Source organism: Paenibacillus sp. MABNR03 (assembly GCF_050455445.1).
GTDB lineage: Bacteria > Bacillota > Bacilli > Paenibacillales > Paenibacillaceae > Paenibacillus > Paenibacillus xylanilyticus.
The window spans coordinates 1,210,695-1,229,241 of record NZ_JBCIYR010000002.1 but is presented as its reverse complement, the minus strand read 5'-3'; the positions used below and the strand labels follow the sequence as shown (position 1 = coordinate 1,229,241).

The following is an 18,547-nucleotide window of genomic DNA, read 5'->3' as shown; positions in this document are numbered from 1 at the left end:
TTTTTTCGACAAATACATATACCCTAAAGAGAGGAAAAGGAATCATGAAGAAACGGAGAACATTCAAAATTTTTTATAAAATCGGACTGGGCTATTTGTTCGTACTGGCCGTACTGGCAGGAAGCATCCTGTTGATTCAGAATAGTATTGGTCAGCTTCAGCAGGAGCTCGACTATCTGGTGGATCACGACATGAAAGTGCACGCCCTGACGTATGAATTGGAAAAAAACATGGTGGATATGGAGACGGGGCAACGAGGATACGTTATCACAGGACAGGAAAGTTATCTTAAGCCTTATACGAATGGGAAAGAGCAGCTTGTAAAGCTCAATGACCAGTTAGCAGGTCTAATTACCAATAATCCAGCGCAATTGACACTACTGCAAGATATACAGAACTCCATGGAACATTGGATTCAAGTTGCTGGAGAGCCCGTTGTGGCTCTGCGTCAGGCTAATGATCTCGATGCAATCCGGCAGTTTTTTGCAACGGATCCAGGCAAAAGAGACATGGACGAGATCCGTAGTTCTCTCGCCACTTTTCGAAATAACGAACTGGCTTTAACGGATACACGTACAGAAGCATTAAAACAGAAAAACATGATTTTGAACTGGGAATTATATGGTGCTCTCATCCTTGTCGCCCTGATTTCAGTCTTTGCTGCACTAATTTTGTCCCGTGCCATTGTGAAAAACATTCGTACAGTTACCCATGCGCTGAATGATATCGGTTCATCCAATGGAGATCTGACCCTGCGTATTGCCACTCCTATGAAGGACGAAACGAGAGAACTCGCCGAAGCTGCGAATACGATGTTATTGGGTTTGCAACAGATGATGTTGGATATCCAACGTAATGCTACAGTTCTCAGTACAGCATCGGACCGGATGGATAAAGGCGTGGCAGACAATCACCTGGCCGGAAAAGAAGTAGCCGCAGCGATGGAGCGTGTAGCCGAAGGGGCAGATGATCAGGTAGCACTGACCCAGACGATGGTGGCTGCCATGGAACAATCCCAGACTGGGCTTAGCCGGGTGGCTGCATCCGCAGCAGATGTGGCTGAACGGGCGGTACGCACCGAATCCATTGCACTTGATGGACAACAGCGAATTGACAATGCGGTTGGCAAAATGGGAGTTATCGAGCAATCCTTCCTGTCTGTGCAGGAAGCCATTAATGACATTTCCAAAATGTCCGATCAGGTCATCAACATTGCAGATGCCATGTCAGGGATCGCGAGACAAACCAATCTGCTTGCACTTAATGCAGGAATTGAGGCTGCACGCGCTGGGGAAAATGGACGCGGTTTCGCAGTTGTCGCTGCCGAGATTCGTAACCTTGCCGACCAGAGCGCCACATCAGCCAAAGAAATTACGAGCATTCTGGAAACCGTGGTGGCAGGTGTACATAGCACGGTTGATGTTGTGGATGAAAGTACGGCGCATGTTAACGAGGGATTGCGGACCATTGAGGATGCCGGTCATGCCTTTGCGAATATCACGCAGCATATTCATGACCTTAGCAGTCAAATGATGGATGTATCTGCCGTGGTTGAAGAGCTCACTTCAGGTAGTGAGGCTGTCATGAATTCGATTAACGAAGTATCCATCGTTGTAGAAGATACCGCATCGGCCACCGAGGAAGTATCCGCCATGACAGAAGAACAGCTTGCCTCCCTGCAAGAAATGAGTGACACTTCCAAACAGTTAAATCAAATGTCGGATGCACTGGACGAATTGGTGAAACGATTTAAGCTGGCTTAAGGTAAGCATCTCAAGTCCTGAAAACAAAGAGAAGCAGCTACCCCTAAGGTAACTGCTTCTTTTTCTGTTGTATGTAGGAGCCAAGTTCACAATTTCATCGTCATTCCGGTTGGCTGCGGATTACGAAGAGCCTCAAGCACCAATTGTGCACGATATCCATCGTTAAAATCATATATTTTGGCCGGCTTATCCTGAATACGAGCGATTACATGTTTGAGGACAGGAAGTTCCCCCATGGATTCATCCACTTCTACTGGTACAAGCGGCTGCCCAACTGGCCCCATCATCAGTTCTTCCCAATTCTCCAGGGCTATGGTTCCTTTGGTTCCGTAAACCACCATGGATACCCGTTCCTCACCTGCAAAATGCGATATCCCGTTCAGCTGAATTCGGGTTCCGTCTTCCAGCTTCATGGCAGCCTGCACCTCATGCTCACATTCTTCCGCATCGTCGGGATACTGGACCCGGCTGCTTACCTCCGTGATTGGACCAAACACGTGCTGGATCATGTGAATCCAGTGGATGCCCACTTCAAGGATAAAGCCCCCCTGTTCCCGGCTTGAAATCCATGAATTCTGCTGCCATGCCCTTGGCCACTGGGGAAATTGCAAAATCAGCTCTATTTTGCGAATCGAACCTATACGTTCCTGCCCCACCAATTCTTGCAGTTTCAACACGGAAGGTTCATGAGGCATGGAGAAATGAATGGCATGAACTACACCTGCCTGCTTCGCTGCCTCCAGCATCTCATGGGCTTCTTCTGTACTGTTCGCCAGCGGCTTCTCACAAAACACATGGATTTTCCGTTTTAAGGCTTCCATGACGACAGGATAATGATATTTGGGCGGAACGGCAATGTACAACAGATCCACTTTGTGTTCGTCCAGTAACTGCTTATAATCGCTATACATGCTCGTTTCCGGACGAGCTTCGGCAAATGCCTTCAGTGTTTCCTCGTTCGCCTCACATACAGCTATAAGCTCAATACTTCCGTCCAATTCTGCTTGCTTAGCTTGTTGAATCATATGTAAACCCATTTTTCCTAACCCTATAACTGCCATCTTCAACTTGGTCATTATTTCTCACTCCAATCCAAACCCCATTATAACAGAAAGTTAAAATTACCAGTCTTTTGCATTAACATGCAAACCGAAACCTTATCGGTTACTCCATGTTTCATTAACAGATAAGTCTACGTTTCCAGTCACCAATTCACATAAAATGTTATTAAATTTACTCAAGTCATTGGTTACGGGAATATATAACTAATTTTATTTCTTATATGTCACAAGCACTTAAGCGTTACCAACCTAAGAATCAGGTATTTTTACTCATAAAAATGAGTTGACAAAAAACCGCAAAAAAAGATAACCTTCCTATTAACAAGGATTTATTTCCTTTTACAACCTTAGACAATCACTTGCATTCGAAAAAATCGGATTATGCCCTATGGGTCTTAAAACCTATTTTATGAAGCGAGGTGTCCCGCATGAGAACCGTTGCGGACTATTTGGCAGAAACTCTGCACAAGCTTGGTGTTACTCACGTCTTTGGTATTATCGGAAAGTCCATTTGCCCTGCTGTCCTGAAAATGGTGGATCATGGCCTCGAATTTATTCCCGGCCGCCATGAATCCAGTTCGGGATTTGCAGCTGCAGGCTATGCTCTTCAAACAGGGAAACTTGGTGTTGCATTTGCCACTTCGGGCCCTGGTGGAACCAACCTCTTAACCGCTGCGGCCCATGCCAAAGCGAACAACCTTCCCGTTTTGTTTATTACCGGACATCAATCCATTCAGGAGCTGGGCATTCCCCAGTGCCAGGACTCCTCTTCCTACCTGGCAGATCTCGCAGAGATGTTCAGACCGGCTACATTATTTAGCAAACTGGTTGAGCGTGGGGATCACTTTGGCACACTGCTCAATCATGCCCTTTCCATTGCACTTGGTCCGAACAAAGGCCCGGTTCATCTCTGTCTTCCCTTTGATGTTCAGACCGAAAGGCTCGCTGAGTGCCGAGTTATTATACCTGAACCCGAGCCTCTGATTAGCGTGTCCAATCTGAATCGTATCCTCCCACTGCTTCAAAAGTCCAGTCATCCATTAATTATCGCAGGTAAAGGTGTCAATCGAGCGAAGGCTCATGATGAGCTGCGGCAATTTTCAGAACAATTTCATATTCCTGTTATCACCACTCCTGGAGGGAAAGGTGCCATCGCCTGGGATCATCCGCTATATCACGGGCCCTGTGGTGTTGGAGGGTTCCCCCACGCAGATGAATTGCTCAATCGAAGTGACCTCTATATCGTGCTCGGTTCACGTCTGAGTGACATGACGATTTGTAATCTCAAACCGGAGAATCATCCCGTACATCTCATTCAGTTCGATGCCAATCCTGCCTTTGTCGGTAAAATCCTCAACTCCCAAACCTTACATATTACGGGCGATTTAAAAGACAATATGCAGTTTCTGCTTGGCAGTCTGACCGAACAAGCAGTCCCCGAAAGGGAAATGTCAGCAGTTGATTACAGTGTTGCTCTGCCCGATCTGCCGAGCCTCTCCCTTGCATCTGTGTTGGATAAGCTGAGCGACATGCTGCCATATGATCACACCCTGTTTGTTGATGATGGGAGTCACGGCTTCCATGCTGTTCAGCGATATAAAGTGAAGAAACCAGGCAGCTTTGTGTTTGATGCCTACTTCGCCTGCATGGGTAATGCCATCGGCATGGCAATCGGAGCCAAGGCAGCTGCACCGGACGAAACTATCGTTTGTATAACAGGCGACGGATGCTTCATGATGCTTGGAGCCGAAATTAATACTGCTGTATGCCACAATCTGCCGGTCATCTTCATCGTAGTGAATAATAAACAGCTGGATATGGCTCTCAAAGGAATGCAGAAAACAACGGGCCGAATCGATGGCACCTTGTTCGAAGTGCCCATGGATGCGGCGAAGTTTGCCGAATCCCTCGGTGCTCTCGCGTTTCGGGCAGAAACACATGCTGAGTTTAACACTGCCCTGAAAACAGCTCAGGAATTGAAGCAGGTTACAGTGATTGAACTCATGACGGACCGTGACGAGATTCCGCCTACGGCCCACCGTACTGTGAATTTGAACTAGGGGGAATACAAATGAGTGAACAAGTTGCTCAGGGGATGGAGCGTTTCGCAAATCTTTCAGGAAAGTACGGGGCTACAGCCTTGGCACCCATTAAGGAACAATTTCCTGAATTGGCTGAGTTCATAATGGGAACGGCTTACGGAGATATCTTTCAGCGCAATACCATTTCGGATCAATGGAAAGAAGTTGCTGTGATTTCCTCACTGATTACGCAGGGACAATTCGAGCAATTAGGAGTGCATTACGTGATGGCACTGCGTGTCGGTGTAACCATCGATCAACTCAAGGGGATCCTGCTGCATCTGGCACCCTGTGTGGGGGCTCCGCGTATTATTAGTGCTTTTAATGTACTGCTCGCGACACTGGATGAAATCCAGTAATTCACTATTCTACATATTTATACACGATTCGACTTTTTTTATTGATCTTCTTACATCCTCGCCTTTATAATATGGGTGAATTATCCTCCAACTCAGCTCACATCTCAGAAGCCTTTAACAATGGCGATGATGGCTGTGTCCTGGTAGCAGGATAGCCTTAACTCACTTAAAGGAGAGAGAACAATCATGGGAAGTTTTATACTCAAGACTGATGTTCCAAACAAGGTGCTTAACATTGAACTGGAGGGCTCTTTTTCACAAGAAGACGGATTGCGTTCCATCTCGGCTTATCAGGATACGATTGCTCCCATTAATACCACAGAATATGACCTGCGTATTGACTGCAAAAAGTTGAATGTCACTGCTCCGGAAATTGTACCTCTGCTTGAGGGCTGCCTGGCGCTATTTAAAAAAGATGGCTTCAAAAAAGTTGTACTAACCCTCGAAAACAATGCCATTTTAAAAATGCAGTTGTCCAGACTTGGACGTGCTGTCGGTCTGGATAACCTCGAAATTATATCTACCGTTACCACCTAATAAATCAGGCGGACAAGTTGTGGATTCACCCATCCGCTCAAGAGGAGAATGAAGATGGCCGGAATTCGTATTGTGGATATCGATATTTATCACCCGAAACACCAGGTGGGCAATGATTTTTACATTGAACATTTTGATGCGAGGGGGATCGATATTCGGGGGCTGTTAAAGGCACTTGGACGTGATAAACGTTACAAAATTGACAACGAAGATGAAAACTCATTAAGCATGGCCTTTGAGGCAGCCAGTAACCTACTGGAAAAGACCGGGCTTACCGGTGGGGATATCGATCTGATTGCTTACGCAAGTCAAACGCCGGAGTACATTTTCCCTACGAATTCTTTAATGACTCATCGCTTGATTAACGGAGCTTCCCATACGATCTGTATTGACAGCAATGCTAACTGTGCGGGTATGACTGCAGCCTTTGAGCAGGTTAGTCGTCAGATGCTGGGTAACCCCAGAATTCGGCGCGCTCTAATTATTGGCTCGGATTACGTGGCCCCACATGCCAGTCCGGACGATCCTGTCTATTATGCCAACTTCGGCGATGCAGCGGCGGCTGTCATTGTGGAACGGGACGAACACGCGGTTGGATTCATCGACTCAATTTATCAGACAGATACGTGTGTATACAACAATTCACTCTTTCCGGCTGAAGGTCTGGCGAAATTGGGCAGAACCGGTGTAGACCCAGAAGCCCTCCATGTCAAATTCACACCATTTGATGATTCCATCTGTGTTGATGCAGCATCCGAGTCCATTCGCACACTGCTGAGCCGTAACGAAATCGGTGCACATGAAATCAAAGCAGCCTGCTTCTCCCAGCTGTCCATCGGTAATATCCGTGCTGTGTCTGAGAATATTGGCATTACCGAGGATGTTGCCGTCTATATCGGAGACGAATTCGGCTATACTTCAACCAGCAGTCCCTTTATTGCCCTGCATCGAGCGATAACCTCAGGTCAGATTCAGCGCGGGGATAAAGTCCTGTTCTGGACCGTCGGAGCCGGGTGGCAAAATGTTGCCATGGTCGTCGAATATTAAGCTTCACTCAAACAAAAGAAGGATGTCCTTTTTCACTTCAAAAGGGGCATCCTTCTTTTTTTATATTTATTTATGAGCGTTTGCCTCAAAAAATCTTCTTCGTTTCCCGATCATCCTTCAGGATTTCGACTGCCTCGCGGAAACGCAGCGAATGCACGATCTCCCGTTCCCGCAGGAACTTCAGGCTGTCCTGCAGATCCACGTCATCGGTCAAGTCAATCAACCATTGATATGTAGCCCTGGCCTTCTCTTCCGCAGCTATGTCTTCATACAGATCCGCAATCGGATCTCCCTTGGCTTGAATATAGGTCGCGGTGAACGGTACGCCTGCGGCATTATTATAAAAGAGGGCCTTGTCATGATTCACATAGTGAGCATCCAGGCCTGCCTTCTCCAGCTGCTCTACTGTAGCATCTTTTGTAAGCTTGTAGATCATTGTTGCGATCATTTCAAGATGTGCAAATTCCTCCGTGCCGATGTCATTTAGGAGACCGATAATTTTGTCCGGAATCGTATAGCGCTGGTTCAGATATCTTAGTGCTGCAGCGAGTTCCCCATCTGCTCCACCGTACTGTTCCATCAGCAATTTGGCCATATGAGGATCACATTTACTTACTCGAACAGGATATTGCAGTTTTTTCTCGTATACCCACATGTTGGACTCTTCCCCCTTAAACCATTTTGATCTGAGTATGATCCGATTTCAGATTGCGTTTTTTCTTTCACTTCCCGGGTATCCCTGCCCATGATTCCTGGAAACCCGGATGCTGTATACTTTTCAATATCAACTCGGCGGCCACTACACCTGCCAGGGCCAAGGCGCCTCAGACCACTGCCATGGATATTTGGAAAATGCATGACCAAAGTTCATGAGCGGACCATACAGCTGCTGAAACTCCTGAGCTACCCTCATACGTTCCTGGGCAAATTTGTTATACTGCTCGATACTCTGATAGTCTCCCGGGTGGGTATCCAGATACAGATTCAGCTCCACCAGTACAAAATCCAAGGCTTGCAGTTCCTCCAGCAACTCATAGTATCTGGCGTCACAGGCTTTCGCTTCTTCAGGTTCCATCTGTCCCTACCTCCCTCCCCTTTGTTTTTTTGGATGTATAAGGGCTGTATAATGCAGGCCACAACGTTCCCAGTCTCAGTGCTTCTGCCGGACTGTACTGAGGCCAGCCCATCGGCTGAAAAGGGATAAATAGCTGCGGAGGAACAAGGTATGTCTTGATTTTAATGGGCTTACACGGATCAAATGGCCCCACAAACGGGGCGTATGCACGAATCTGTGGATCTACCACTACTAAACTCCTCCCTTCACTGAAAATTTGGTTATTCGTCAATCAACAACCAAGCTCTTGCTGTTCCCGTCTCTCTATCCATATGTCATCGCTCCTTAAGTTAAACCCAATTTAACTGAAACAGACCTTAGAATTTCTCAAACCTTCTTTTTCACAAAAAAAAACCCCTGAAACACTCCCCAAAAGGAATGTTCCAAAGGTCACATTTATTACAATATGCTAATCCGTTTTACAACGAATTGTCCGATTTAGACTTGTCCTGCCCCTCTTCCAATGCCACAACCTCTTCTTCAGATACAGGGCGCTTGTATACCTTGACTCTGGTGATCCGCAAACGGGTGGATTCCTCCACTTCAAAAATATAACCGTTTTGCTCCCGTGTTTTACCTTTGGCTGGACTGCCTTCAAGCTCTTTGAACAACCAGCCGCCAATGGTATCCACTTCTTCGTCATCAATAATTGCCCCTGTCCACTCATGGACCTCCTCAATCAGGGATCGTCCATCAATGGAGAAGGAATCACCGCTGCGTTCCATATGGGGACGCTCATCCTCGAACTCATCATATAGATCGCCTACAATCTCCTCCAAAATCTCTTCTGCTGTCAACAAGCCGGCTGTACCGCCATATTCGTCAACAACAAGCGTCATCTGGGAGTGCTTTTTCTGCATGAGGCGCAGCACATGACTAATTTCCATGGACTCAGGGACATTCAAAATGGGTCGAACGAGTGAGGCCAGGTTCTGCTGCTGCTCCGGTGCCGCCAAGAGCAGGTCCGTAATATGGATAAATCCGATAATTTCGTCTTTATCCTCAACCGCGACAGGATAACGGGAATGCTTCGTTGCATTAATAATTTTCAGGTTTTCTTCCAAAGACAACTGGGTATACAGACAATCCATATCCGTACGCGGAAGCATGATCTCCCGAGCAAGCATATCCGAAAAATCAAAGATGTTATCCATCAATTTGATTTCATCCTTATCAATGACACCGCTCTTCGCACTCTGTTTCATCAAAATGCGAAGTTCATCTTCAGAATGGGCCTCGCCTTCACTGGCAGGCTCGATCCCTGCCAGTCGCAGCAACGCGTTTGCCGATGCATTGAGAACCCAGATGAACGGAAAGAAGATTTTGTAGAACAGCAGCAATGGTGCTGATAATAGCAGCGCAACTCCATCTGTTTTCTGAATCGCAAGCGACTTCGGTGCAAGTTCTCCGAGCACAATATGCAGAAACGTAATAATACAGAAACCGATGATGACGGACACTGTAGAGATCAATCCCGTATCTGCTACACCCAGTTTGAACATCAGCGGTTCAACCAACAATTCGGAGATCGCCGGTTCGCCGAGCCAGCCGAGCCCCAGTGATGTTAGGGTGATGCCGAACTGGGTTGCCGACAAATATGCATCCAGTTTACCATTCACTTTTAGCGCATAACCTGCCAGCCGATTTCCCTCACTCTGTAACTGAGTCAAACGGGTCTGTCTGACCTTAACCAGGGAAAATTCCGCTGCGACGAACACGCCATTCAAAAATACGAGCAGAAATACACAGACCAGATTGAACAGTAACTGCCCGAAATGAAATTCGGTATGAATATCCAAGTCGACACTCCCCTTTTCTATCTATTTCAGGAATATACCTGGAATATCAGCGTGTGATGGCTTTCCTCGATTTGAAGTCAACGCCTTTATAATACATGTCAGCCACCAGCAGGTTGGGTCCACAGCAGGAGGCAGCATCACAGTGACAATTTACTGTCTGATTCAGCGGGTGCTCCGCTGACCATTCATGAAATACTTCATCCAGTCTGCGATCACGTATGTTGCCAAAAGCAGGGATGTCAGCAAAATCCGTAACATACACGTTGCCCGTAAACATGTTAACGTTAACGCGGTTCCGACCGTCCGGATCATTCCGCACTGTTACGTTAGGCTCACGGTACAGACGGTTAATCAATTCCCGATCCTCATCAGCTGCACTGCATGCAAAGAACGGAAGTGTACCGAACAACATCCACATCTCCTTGTCACGCACATCCAACAAACGATGAATGGCTGCACGCATATGGTCCAGAGACAGAACAGGCAGCGTGGAAGCAAAATTCGAATTATACATCGGGTGCACTTCATGACGTACACAACCCATCTCACGAATCAGTTGATGGATGCCCTCCAATTTATCGTGAGTACGAAAATTAATCATGGACTCGGCAGAGATGAACATGCCTGCTTCACTGAGTTTGCGGGAATTTTCTATCATTTTCTCATACATTTTTACCGCCACTTCACGCTTGACGGGTCTGCCGCTGTTAGCAAATCCGACTTGATGGAAATCATCGGCATTTAAATAGTTGAATGAAATATGCATCACATCAAGATAAGGCAGCAGCTTCTCGTAACGAGCGAGATCCAGCGTCAGATTGGAATTGATCTGTGATTTTATTCCGCGTTCCTTGGCATATTTCAGCAGCGGAATGATCATTTCATCAACTGTCTTTTGACTGAAACTTGGCTCACCACCCGTCAGACTGATGGTCTGCAGATGCTCCACTTCGTCCAGTCGTTTCAGCATCAAAGGCAACGGTAACGCGGGAGCTTCACGCATGGTGAGCATATCCCCTACCGCACAGTGCTCACAGCGCATATTGCACAGATGAGTCACGGTCATTTCTACACTGGTCAGCACATGGCGTCCATATGTACGCAAAGAGCCGATCGGATCCCAGGGATCATTAGTCGGCGATAAAGGCATCGGTTCTACCGATCCTGAGTTTAGCATGGTCATTGTTCTTCACCTTATTCCTTTTATTAACCTAAAAAGTTTAATTTACATCATACTCCGCCAATATCTTTTTGGAGTTATCTTTTATCATAGCACAATTTTGAACGAATCGGCATGAAGCGCTCTGTCCATTACATGACAAAAACGCCCATACAACTCCAAGGCCAGCCCGGCCCGGATATTGCTATGAGCGCAGCCGCTGCTGGCTGAACTCCACAGCCATCAGGAAAATTCATCACAGGCTGGTACCGGAGGCACCCCTTCATCCCCTTCAACACCTGTGATCATAACCGATAACGCTGTGGACAGATCAATCTCGTATGGTGCCTTTAGCGTCTGTCTATCTGCATCCTTTAAGACGCGGATCCGTGGCCGCTGTGGAATGCGTGAGTCAATGGATGCAACAACCCCTACCTCCCCCGTACTCAGTGTCACGGAAATGCCTATGGGATAAATGGCCAGACAGTCACGGAATTTCTCCAGCATACGCTGTTCGTAGAGCAAGCCAGATCCTGTATATAAGACTTCAACCGCCTGATGAGGCAGCAGGGCCTGACGGTATACCCGATTGCTTGTCATCGCGTCATACGAATCGGCAAGAGCAATCCACTTGGCGTACTCATGAATTTCGGGGCCTTTTAGGCCAAACGGATAGCCGCTTCCGTCAATTCGTTCATGGTGCTGCAGGGCACAATGTGCAGCGAGTAGCGGTATACCGGGTTCATCTTTTAAAATACGATGTCCATATGTAGTATGCTGCTGTATGATTTTAAATTCCTCATCACTTAACTTGTTAGGCTTGTGCAAAATATCTGGAGCGATCTGTGTCTTTCCAATATCATGCAGCAAGGCCCCAAGTCCAATCTCCATCAGCTGCTGCCTGGAGTAACCGGAGGCTACGCCCAGAACCAGTGTATACACGCATACATTCAACGAGTGGTTGTACAGGTCAAAATCACTGGAGTTCATATCCATCAGCATAATCATGGCTTCCTTTTGGCCGCCAATGTCCTCCAGAATGGTATTCATCAGACCACTTAACGTTTTGCCAAAGTGAGGAATCCGACTTTTGGTTTTCAACCCCGACATGCTCTGAAACTGCTGCTTAATTTCTACCAATGCCCTGCGTCTGGTCTCCTCCTGAAGCATATCGGGAACAATAATATCCTCCGTTGCTGCTTCCTTAATATAAACGTAACCTACGCCCAAATCCTTCAGACGTCCTATCAACCGATCGGTCAGTTCCACTTCTTCACTGAGCAGAACCAAACCCTCTTCACTATAAATCCGTTTCCCCAGCTTCATGCCAGGCTGCAATAGGTTTATATGTACCAAACGCACAGCCTATCCTCTCCCGCTCCGTAGATGTCATTTCCACTAGCCGCCGCTTCAGCAGAAGGCAAGTACTCGTTATATTCTTTCGTGCCAGTGGGACCGCAGGCTGTCATCCAGCGCCCCTGGTCTTTTTAACTCGATCTCAAGCAAGTCCCTTATGAATTCAGGAAGCCGATATGCTATTTCGGTTCCCTGAGCTAACGAAGGATATCCCACGTTGAACGTAAACATGTCCAGAGTCCCGACCACATATTCCTGTTCATCCCCCATTGGCTTGCCCTCGGTGTATATTGCACGAATTTTTTTATATGGAGGTCCTTGTGGATCAAACTCTACTTCCATACCATCCATGCAAAGCGTACCGAGAATTTTTCCGCGAAATCCAAACCCAATAATTGGTTTTTCCGTATATTCTGGCAGCAAGGACTGCTCTAGTGCCTCACGAATCTCACTGCCTTTCAGCTTTATTGTACAGGCATTGATCGGAGAAGGACATAGGGAATGCAGCATTCCCTTGCTGATGTCCCCTTGCGGAAGTTCACCCAGGAGCTGACCGGCATTAACGAGAGACAACTGCGCTCCCGTAAAATGTCTCACAGCCTGAGCGAGCAGCGATGCAAATGGTGATTCCTTCTCATATTTTATCGGAAGATTTCTGTCAATTATTACAGCTGTCTGGCCAAGAGTACGTTCTGCCTCAGCACGATGTGCGGCGATTGCGAGTGCAACATCCTCATCCAGCATCTGATTCTTCAAGGGAATACAGCCGCTGCTGACCAGTGCAATCTGATTCGCCCCACTTTCCCGTTCCAGTACGACTTTTCCAAGCCACTGACCGAACTTCCCTGCGGCTCCGAGCACCGCATCTCCAATGACCAGAGGTTCTTCGAGCACATGGTGTGTGTGTCCGCCAAGAATAACGTCTATGCCCTCAATTTGCTCGGCCAATTTCCGATCGGTTGAAAGGCCCAGATGAGAGAGAATAATCACGACATCCACTTCAGGCCGTAATGCTTCGACTTGCCTGCGCAGCGTCTCCACGGGATCCAGCAGCTTCCATCCCAGCAAGTCATAAAAAGCCGTAAAAGGTGCGGTCGCCCCGAGCAGACCTATCCGAAATGGACCTTTATCCACAATAAGAGAAGGCTTCATCCATACTGGAGGAAGGCCGCTGACTTCTTCCACAACATTCCCGCACACCACAGGACACAAAAGTCCTGAATATGACTGTTCCAGCTGCTCCGGTGTAAATGTCAACCCCTCGTTATTGCCTATCGTTATGGCATCATACCCCGTCAGATTGATTACATCGACGTTGGCTGCACCCAATGTTCCTTCCGTTTCAACGGCCATGCGGTCCATATGATCCCCGATATCCAGAACCAGAAGGTTGTCGTGCTGTTCTCTCTCCTGTGCAACCATGGCGGCGATAGAGCTCATGGAACCAAAATGACTATGGATGTCATTCGTATGCAGAATGGTTAAGGTTTGTGTTTCCTTGGTGCTCATCACACCGCCTCCTCTCTTTCCTTGCTTAACGCACTTTCCTCTAATAGATAAGCATAACATTTTCCGCGTCGTTATGATATATTGAAAGGGTTTAGAGATCAAAAAGAGGTGAACCATACGTATGAAACTAACCATTCAACTATTTGCAGGTATTGCTGAACGTCTGGGCACTTCCCTGCTTGAATACGAATACTCGGAGAGCACCCTGTCAGCAGCTCATCTGAAAGAAAGCCTTGCCCTTGCCTATCCGGAAGCCGCTTCACAAATTCGAACTTCCTTTCTGGCAGTTAACCAGCAGTACGCTCCTGCCGATACAATCATTGAGACCGGGGATGAACTGGCATTAATTCCTCCAGTTTCAGGAGGAGATGGCACCGGAGACTCAGATACCGAGCATAGGTCTTCGCCCTCCGAGCATCGTACCCAGGACGGTTTGTATATGATCACCAAGTCCCCCCTTTCGGTGGAAGCTACAACTGCTCTGGTCATCACGGCGAACCACGGAGCAGCCCTGACTTTTGTGGGAACAACTCGTGAAATGACCGGTGAGCAGCGAACGGTCCATCTGGAATATGAGGCCTACGTACCTATGGCTCTTTCTCAAATGGCTGCCATCGGAAGTGAAATCTCCGAGCGCTGGCCAGGGGTAAGATGTGCAATCAGTCACCGGATTGGTCAGGTTGACGTGGCAGAGATCAGTGTCGTTATCGCCGTTTCTTCGCCTCATCGCAGCGATTGTTATGATGCCAGCCGCTACGCCATAGAGAGACTGAAACAAACCGTCCCGATCTGGAAAAAGGAAATATGGGAAGATGGTTCCGAGTGGAAGGGACATCAACTGGGACCCTGGAACCCCATGGAAAATTAATAATTAGTCATTCCACCTCTTGCAAGGCTAATTAAATTAGTAAATAAGTCGTTGTCAACCCATTTTTTTCTTGTTATTATAATCCTATGTGTCGATATAAGTCGAGGAAAAGGTGGTTTATACGTGAGAGTGCATGTTACTGATCTTAAACCTGGGGATCTGTTAAAAAACGATGTATACAACAGTTCAGGTCTCCACATGCTGATGAAAGGTTCCTTACTCAGCGAAGACGATATTACCAAATTGCTGCAACATGGAATCGATTACGCAGATGTAGAACATACAACATCCGACCTACACTCTGATACGCAAACCTTACCTTCCGATCAAACCCGTCTGTTAGCTACCCTGTTTGACGATACGATCAAAGGTACCGAATCCCTGTTTCAGCAAGCCATAGAGAAAGGGTTTATTGACGAAGCTCAGGTCGATGAGATTTTGATTAACCTAACCACACAATTGGAGAAGCAAAAAGATGTCGTTTCCCTCCTGCTGATGCTAGACGGTGACAATGATTATACCTATAACCATTCATTGCAAGTGGGGATGCTTGCGTTTTATATCGCTGGCTGGATGGGCTACAACCCCGATGAATGTCTGACAGTGGCCAAAGCGGGTTATTTGCATGATATCGGCAAGTCCAAGATTGCTCCTGAAATGCTACATAAACCGGGGAAATTAACGCCGGAAGAATTCGAAGAAATGAAGAAACATACGTTATACGGATACGAAATTGTCAAACAGTCTACCCAGGATGAAATTCTTGCAACGGTGGCCCTTCAGCATCATGAGCGGGAAGACGGCAGTGGCTATCCCCACGGACTGAAAGGGAACGATATCCATCCTTATGCCCGTATTACGGCCGTAGCTGACGTTTACAGCGCCATGACGACCAATCGGGTATATCAGACCAAGCAGGAGCTAATCTCCGTCCTATGCGAGTTGTACAGCCTTAGCTTCGGTCAACTCAATGCGGAAGCTACGCAGGAACTCATCAAACATATGCTGCCCAATTTTATAGGCAAAAGGGTGCTGCTCACATCAGGGGAAACCGGCATTATCGTCATGAATAACCCTGCAGACTATTTCCGCCCACTCGTTCAGACATCTTCAGCCTTTATCGATTTAGCAAAAGAAAGAGATATCGCCATCGTTGAAATTTATGTTCAATAACTACTTTTTTTCTGAAAGCAGCATCTAAACCAGAAATATAATTATGAGCACTTCATACGAACTTATGACTGCTAGACGAAAAAAAAGGGAAGCCGGACTCGGCTTCCCTTTTTGCTCATTCAGGCTTGCTGCCCGGATTAAACGCAGAACGCTTTCGTGATGATAACCAACAGAATGAACAGCACCAAGATCGCACCAGTGCTTGTAAACATGTTGTATCCACCTACGCCGCCTACGCCGCCTACGTTGCCACCACAGCCATATCCAACTTCGCTCATGTGATTGCCTCCTCTTCATAAGGTATACCCTAACATATGATCTTGCAGGAGGTACGAACCGGGCGAAATGGCAATATTCATTAAATGGTCTTCAGCCTGCTTCTAGCGCGCGATGATTTCTCATGGATCGCTCAGATTCATGCTTTACTTTTCCGAATCAGACGGGACTTTGATTCCTTTCTCCTTGCGATACATAATAACCAGCAACCGCCAAAAGTCGTAACTGCCTGTATCCGTCATTATAAAAGAACGATAGTAGTTATACGCTTCAACTGCCCAAGGCGGACAAGGCATATTGGAAAGTTGTTTCTGCTGCGCGATCCAGGACGCTTGGGCTTGCAGTGCCTTTTCCATCGCTTCAAAAGCTTTCTTCTCCTCACTTGTCATCGGCGGGGCCTCCTGCTCTTCAGATATAGAGCCGAATTCCGATTGTAAATAGGCTTCCGGCTCAACCACTCCATCCACACTGGCCGTGTACCCATAAGAAGGCGTACTCGCTTTACGAATCTCATAATGGACATGTGGGCCTGTGCTATGACCAGTACTGCCTTGATTACCCAGAAGCTGACCTCGTTTGACCCGTTGTCCCTCGCTTACCGCAATCCGTGAAAGATGGCTATAACAATGGAGATACCCACGATGGTCCTGTATAGCTACCGTAAGCCCATAACCGCCGAATCCAGAGCCCGTTGCTCCTTCAGCAGCAAATTGTACCGTCCCTTCCATGAATGCATACACAGGGCCATTCCAAGGCTCTGTTACGAGGTCAATCCCCCGATGAAATGTCTGTCCACCATGGATCGGATGGATGCGATAGCCAAACGAACTTGTGATACGATATCCTGCAAAAGGATTGAAGCTCATAGATTCACCATCCTTTTCTATCAATAGATGCAGCAATCTATGAAATCGCTTGTGCTGTTGAACCTATTTTATACTAAAAAACGCACCTGTAATCCATTTTAAGGTAGATCAGATTCAAATAAAAAAGGATCAGGGACAAAACCCCTGATCCTTTTCATGCAGCTACTAACCAATACTGCCTTCCATTTCGAACTTGATCAATCTGTTCATTTCTACCGCATATTCCATTGGCAATTCCTTGGTGAATGGTTCAATGAAGCCCATGATGATCATTTGTGTTGCTTCAGCTTCGGTCAGACCACGGCTCATCAGATAAAAGAGTTGATCCTCGGACACTTTGGATACCGTTGCTTCATGCTCCAGCATAATGTTATCGTTCATGATTTCATTATAAGGAATCGTATCGGATGTGGACTCATTATCCAGAATGAGTGTATCACATTTGATATTGGACTTGGCACCTTCCGCTTGACGTCCAAAGGAAGCCAGACCACGGTAGGTTACTTTACCACCATGTTTACTGATGGACTTGGATACAATGGTTGAAGTTGTATCTGGAGCCAAGTGAATCATTTTCGCACCTGCATCCTGATGCTGATTTTTACCAGCTACAGCGATGGAAAGTACGGAACCTTTTGCTCCACGGCCTTTCAGTACAACTGCCGGATATTTCATCGTCAGTTTGGAACCGATGTTACCATCGACCCATTCCATCGTTGCATTTTCTTCAGCAACTGCACGTTTGGTTACGAGGTTGTAGATGTTTGGTGCCCAGTTTTGAATCGTTGTGTAACGAACACGGGCATTTTTCTTACAGATGATCTCAACTACCGCACTGTGCAGTGAGTTCGTACTGTAGATTGGAGCTGTACAACCTTCAACATAGTGAACGAAGCTGTCTTCGTCTGCAATGATAAGTGTACGCTCGAATTGTCCCATATTTTCGGAGTTAATCCGGAAATATGCTTGCAGAGGCACTTCACATTTAACACCCTTAGGCACGTAGATGAAGCTTCCTCCGGACCACACAGCACTGTTCAGTGCAGCAAATTTGTTATCCGCTGGTGGAATAACTGTAGCGAAATATTCACGCAGGATTTCCGGGTGCTCTCTAAGAGCCGTATCGGTATCCATGAAGATCACGCCTTGATCTTCAAGTTCCTTTTGCATGTTGTGGTATACAACCTCGGATTCATACTGAGCTGATACACCTGCGAGGAATTTTTGCTCTGCCTCCGGAATACCCAGTTTATCGAAGGTTTCCTTGATTTCGGAAGGAACCTCTTCCCATGTTTTCCCTTGCTTCTCAGAAGGACGAACATAGTACTGAATGTCGTTGAAATCCAGACCGTCGAGATCTCCGCCCCATTTTGGCATTGGCATTTTCTCAAATTGTTTCAAGGATTTCAAACGGAATTCGAGCATCCACTCCGGTTCGTTCTTAATCCGGGAAATTTCGGTAACCACTTCTGCAGTCAGACCTTTACCGGTTTGAAAGATGGATTTGTGCTCGTCGCGAAAACCATATTTATACTCTTCCATTTCTGGTGCTTTTTTAGCCATCTTGCTCTACCTCCCT

The 18,547-nt window shown here is 46.9% G+C and carries 18 protein-coding genes; 7 read left to right on the top strand and 11 right to left on the bottom strand.

The window, feature by feature from the left end; translation table 11 throughout:
• The first annotated feature begins 44 nt into the window (after window positions 1-44).
• The gene (locus AAIH57_RS14405) at window positions 45-1,763 is read left to right on the top strand and encodes a methyl-accepting chemotaxis protein (RefSeq protein ID WP_430022046.1); all 1,719 of its coding nucleotides are present in this window, start codon (window positions 45-47) and stop codon (window positions 1,761-1,763) included.
• An 86-nt stretch (window positions 1,764-1,849) separates the two neighbouring features.
• On the opposite strand, the gene AAIH57_RS14400 is transcribed toward AAIH57_RS14405, so the two are convergent.
• On the bottom strand, window positions 1,850-2,839 hold the full coding sequence (locus AAIH57_RS14400; protein ID WP_430022045.1) for a Gfo/Idh/MocA family protein: 990 nt from the start codon (window positions 2,837-2,839) through the stop codon (window positions 1,850-1,852).
• Between the two features lie 413 nt (window positions 2,840-3,252).
• On the opposite strand from AAIH57_RS14400, the gene AAIH57_RS14395 reads away from it, so the two are divergent.
• The 4 genes from AAIH57_RS14395 (at window position 3,253) to AAIH57_RS14380 (ending at window position 6,848) form a co-directional block, all read left to right on the top strand.
• On the top strand, window positions 3,253-4,884 hold the full coding sequence (locus AAIH57_RS14395) for a thiamine pyrophosphate-binding protein (RefSeq protein WP_430022044.1): 1,632 nt from the start codon (window positions 3,253-3,255) through the stop codon (window positions 4,882-4,884).
• An 11-nt stretch (window positions 4,885-4,895) separates the two neighbouring features.
• Window positions 4,896-5,264, top strand: a complete 369-nt coding sequence (locus tag AAIH57_RS14390; RefSeq protein ID WP_175399625.1) for a carboxymuconolactone decarboxylase family protein — start codon at window positions 4,896-4,898, stop codon at window positions 5,262-5,264.
• Between the two features lie 186 nt (window positions 5,265-5,450).
• Complete coding sequence (locus tag AAIH57_RS14385; RefSeq protein WP_175399624.1) at window positions 5,451-5,801, top strand: hypothetical protein; 351 nt, start codon at window positions 5,451-5,453, stop codon at window positions 5,799-5,801.
• Between the two features lie 54 nt (window positions 5,802-5,855).
• Window positions 5,856-6,848: a 3-oxoacyl-[acyl-carrier-protein] synthase III C-terminal domain-containing protein gene (locus AAIH57_RS14380; RefSeq protein ID WP_430022043.1), complete on the top strand. Its 993-nt coding sequence runs from the start codon at window positions 5,856-5,858 to the stop codon at window positions 6,846-6,848.
• Between the two features lie 85 nt (window positions 6,849-6,933).
• Here AAIH57_RS14380 and AAIH57_RS14375 read toward each other — a convergent pair whose 3' ends face one another.
• The 7 genes from AAIH57_RS14375 to AAIH57_RS14345 form a co-directional block, all read right to left on the bottom strand.
• Window positions 6,934-7,503, bottom strand: coding sequence for a manganese catalase family protein (locus tag AAIH57_RS14375; protein ID WP_175399622.1), 570 nt, complete (start codon window positions 7,501-7,503; stop codon window positions 6,934-6,936).
• A 144-nt stretch (window positions 7,504-7,647) separates the two neighbouring features.
• A complete protein-coding gene (locus AAIH57_RS14370) occupies window positions 7,648-7,923 on the bottom strand; it encodes a spore coat protein CotJB (RefSeq protein ID WP_175399621.1) in 276 nt (91 codons plus the stop codon).
• Window positions 7,913-8,152, bottom strand: a complete 240-nt coding sequence (locus AAIH57_RS14365; RefSeq protein ID WP_175399620.1) for a spore coat associated protein CotJA — start codon at window positions 8,150-8,152, stop codon at window positions 7,913-7,915. Before AAIH57_RS14365 ends, AAIH57_RS14370 begins: the two co-directional genes overlap by 11 nt.
• Window positions 8,153-8,381: 229 nt before the next feature.
• Window positions 8,382-9,761 (bottom strand): hemolysin family protein, encoded by a 1,380-nt coding sequence (locus tag AAIH57_RS14360; RefSeq protein ID WP_430022042.1) that lies wholly within the window; start codon window positions 9,759-9,761, stop codon window positions 8,382-8,384.
• A gap of 46 nt (window positions 9,762-9,807) precedes the next feature.
• Window positions 9,808-10,944, bottom strand: a complete 1,137-nt coding sequence (yfkAB, locus tag AAIH57_RS14355; RefSeq protein WP_175399618.1) for a radical SAM/CxCxxxxC motif protein YfkAB — start codon at window positions 10,942-10,944, stop codon at window positions 9,808-9,810.
• A 219-nt stretch (window positions 10,945-11,163) separates the two neighbouring features.
• On the bottom strand, window positions 11,164-12,282 hold the full coding sequence (locus tag AAIH57_RS14350; protein WP_430022041.1) for an HD-GYP domain-containing protein: 1,119 nt from the start codon (window positions 12,280-12,282) through the stop codon (window positions 11,164-11,166).
• Between the two features lie 69 nt (window positions 12,283-12,351).
• Window positions 12,352-13,785: a bifunctional metallophosphatase/5'-nucleotidase gene (locus AAIH57_RS14345; RefSeq protein WP_430022040.1), complete on the bottom strand. Its 1,434-nt coding sequence runs from the start codon at window positions 13,783-13,785 to the stop codon at window positions 12,352-12,354.
• Window positions 13,786-13,906: 121 nt separating this feature from the next.
• On the opposite strand from AAIH57_RS14345, the gene AAIH57_RS14340 reads away from it, so the two are divergent.
• Together AAIH57_RS14340 and AAIH57_RS14335 are read left to right on the top strand one after the other, a co-directional pair.
• Window positions 13,907-14,653: a molybdenum cofactor biosynthesis protein gene (locus AAIH57_RS14340; RefSeq protein ID WP_430022039.1), complete on the top strand. Its 747-nt coding sequence runs from the start codon at window positions 13,907-13,909 to the stop codon at window positions 14,651-14,653.
• A gap of 123 nt (window positions 14,654-14,776) precedes the next feature.
• Window positions 14,777-15,826 carry an HD-GYP domain-containing protein gene (locus tag AAIH57_RS14335; RefSeq protein WP_175399614.1) on the top strand — a complete coding sequence of 350 codons (1,050 nt, stop codon included), beginning with the start codon at window positions 14,777-14,779 and terminating at the stop codon, window positions 15,824-15,826.
• Between the two features lie 137 nt (window positions 15,827-15,963).
• Here the strand turns inward: AAIH57_RS14335 and AAIH57_RS14330 are convergent, their stop codons facing one another.
• From AAIH57_RS14330 to sufB, 3 genes are all read right to left on the bottom strand, one after another.
• Complete coding sequence (locus tag AAIH57_RS14330) at window positions 15,964-16,104, bottom strand: hypothetical protein (protein ID WP_175399613.1); 141 nt, start codon at window positions 16,102-16,104, stop codon at window positions 15,964-15,966.
• Window positions 16,105-16,248: 144 nt separating this feature from the next.
• Window positions 16,249-16,968 (bottom strand): M23 family metallopeptidase, encoded by a 720-nt coding sequence (locus tag AAIH57_RS14325; protein ID WP_430022038.1) that lies wholly within the window; start codon window positions 16,966-16,968, stop codon window positions 16,249-16,251.
• Window positions 16,969-17,133: 165 nt separating this feature from the next.
• Window positions 17,134-18,531: a Fe-S cluster assembly protein SufB gene (gene sufB / locus AAIH57_RS14320; protein WP_175399611.1), complete on the bottom strand. Its 1,398-nt coding sequence runs from the start codon at window positions 18,529-18,531 to the stop codon at window positions 17,134-17,136.
• Window positions 18,532-18,547 lie beyond the last annotated feature (16 nt).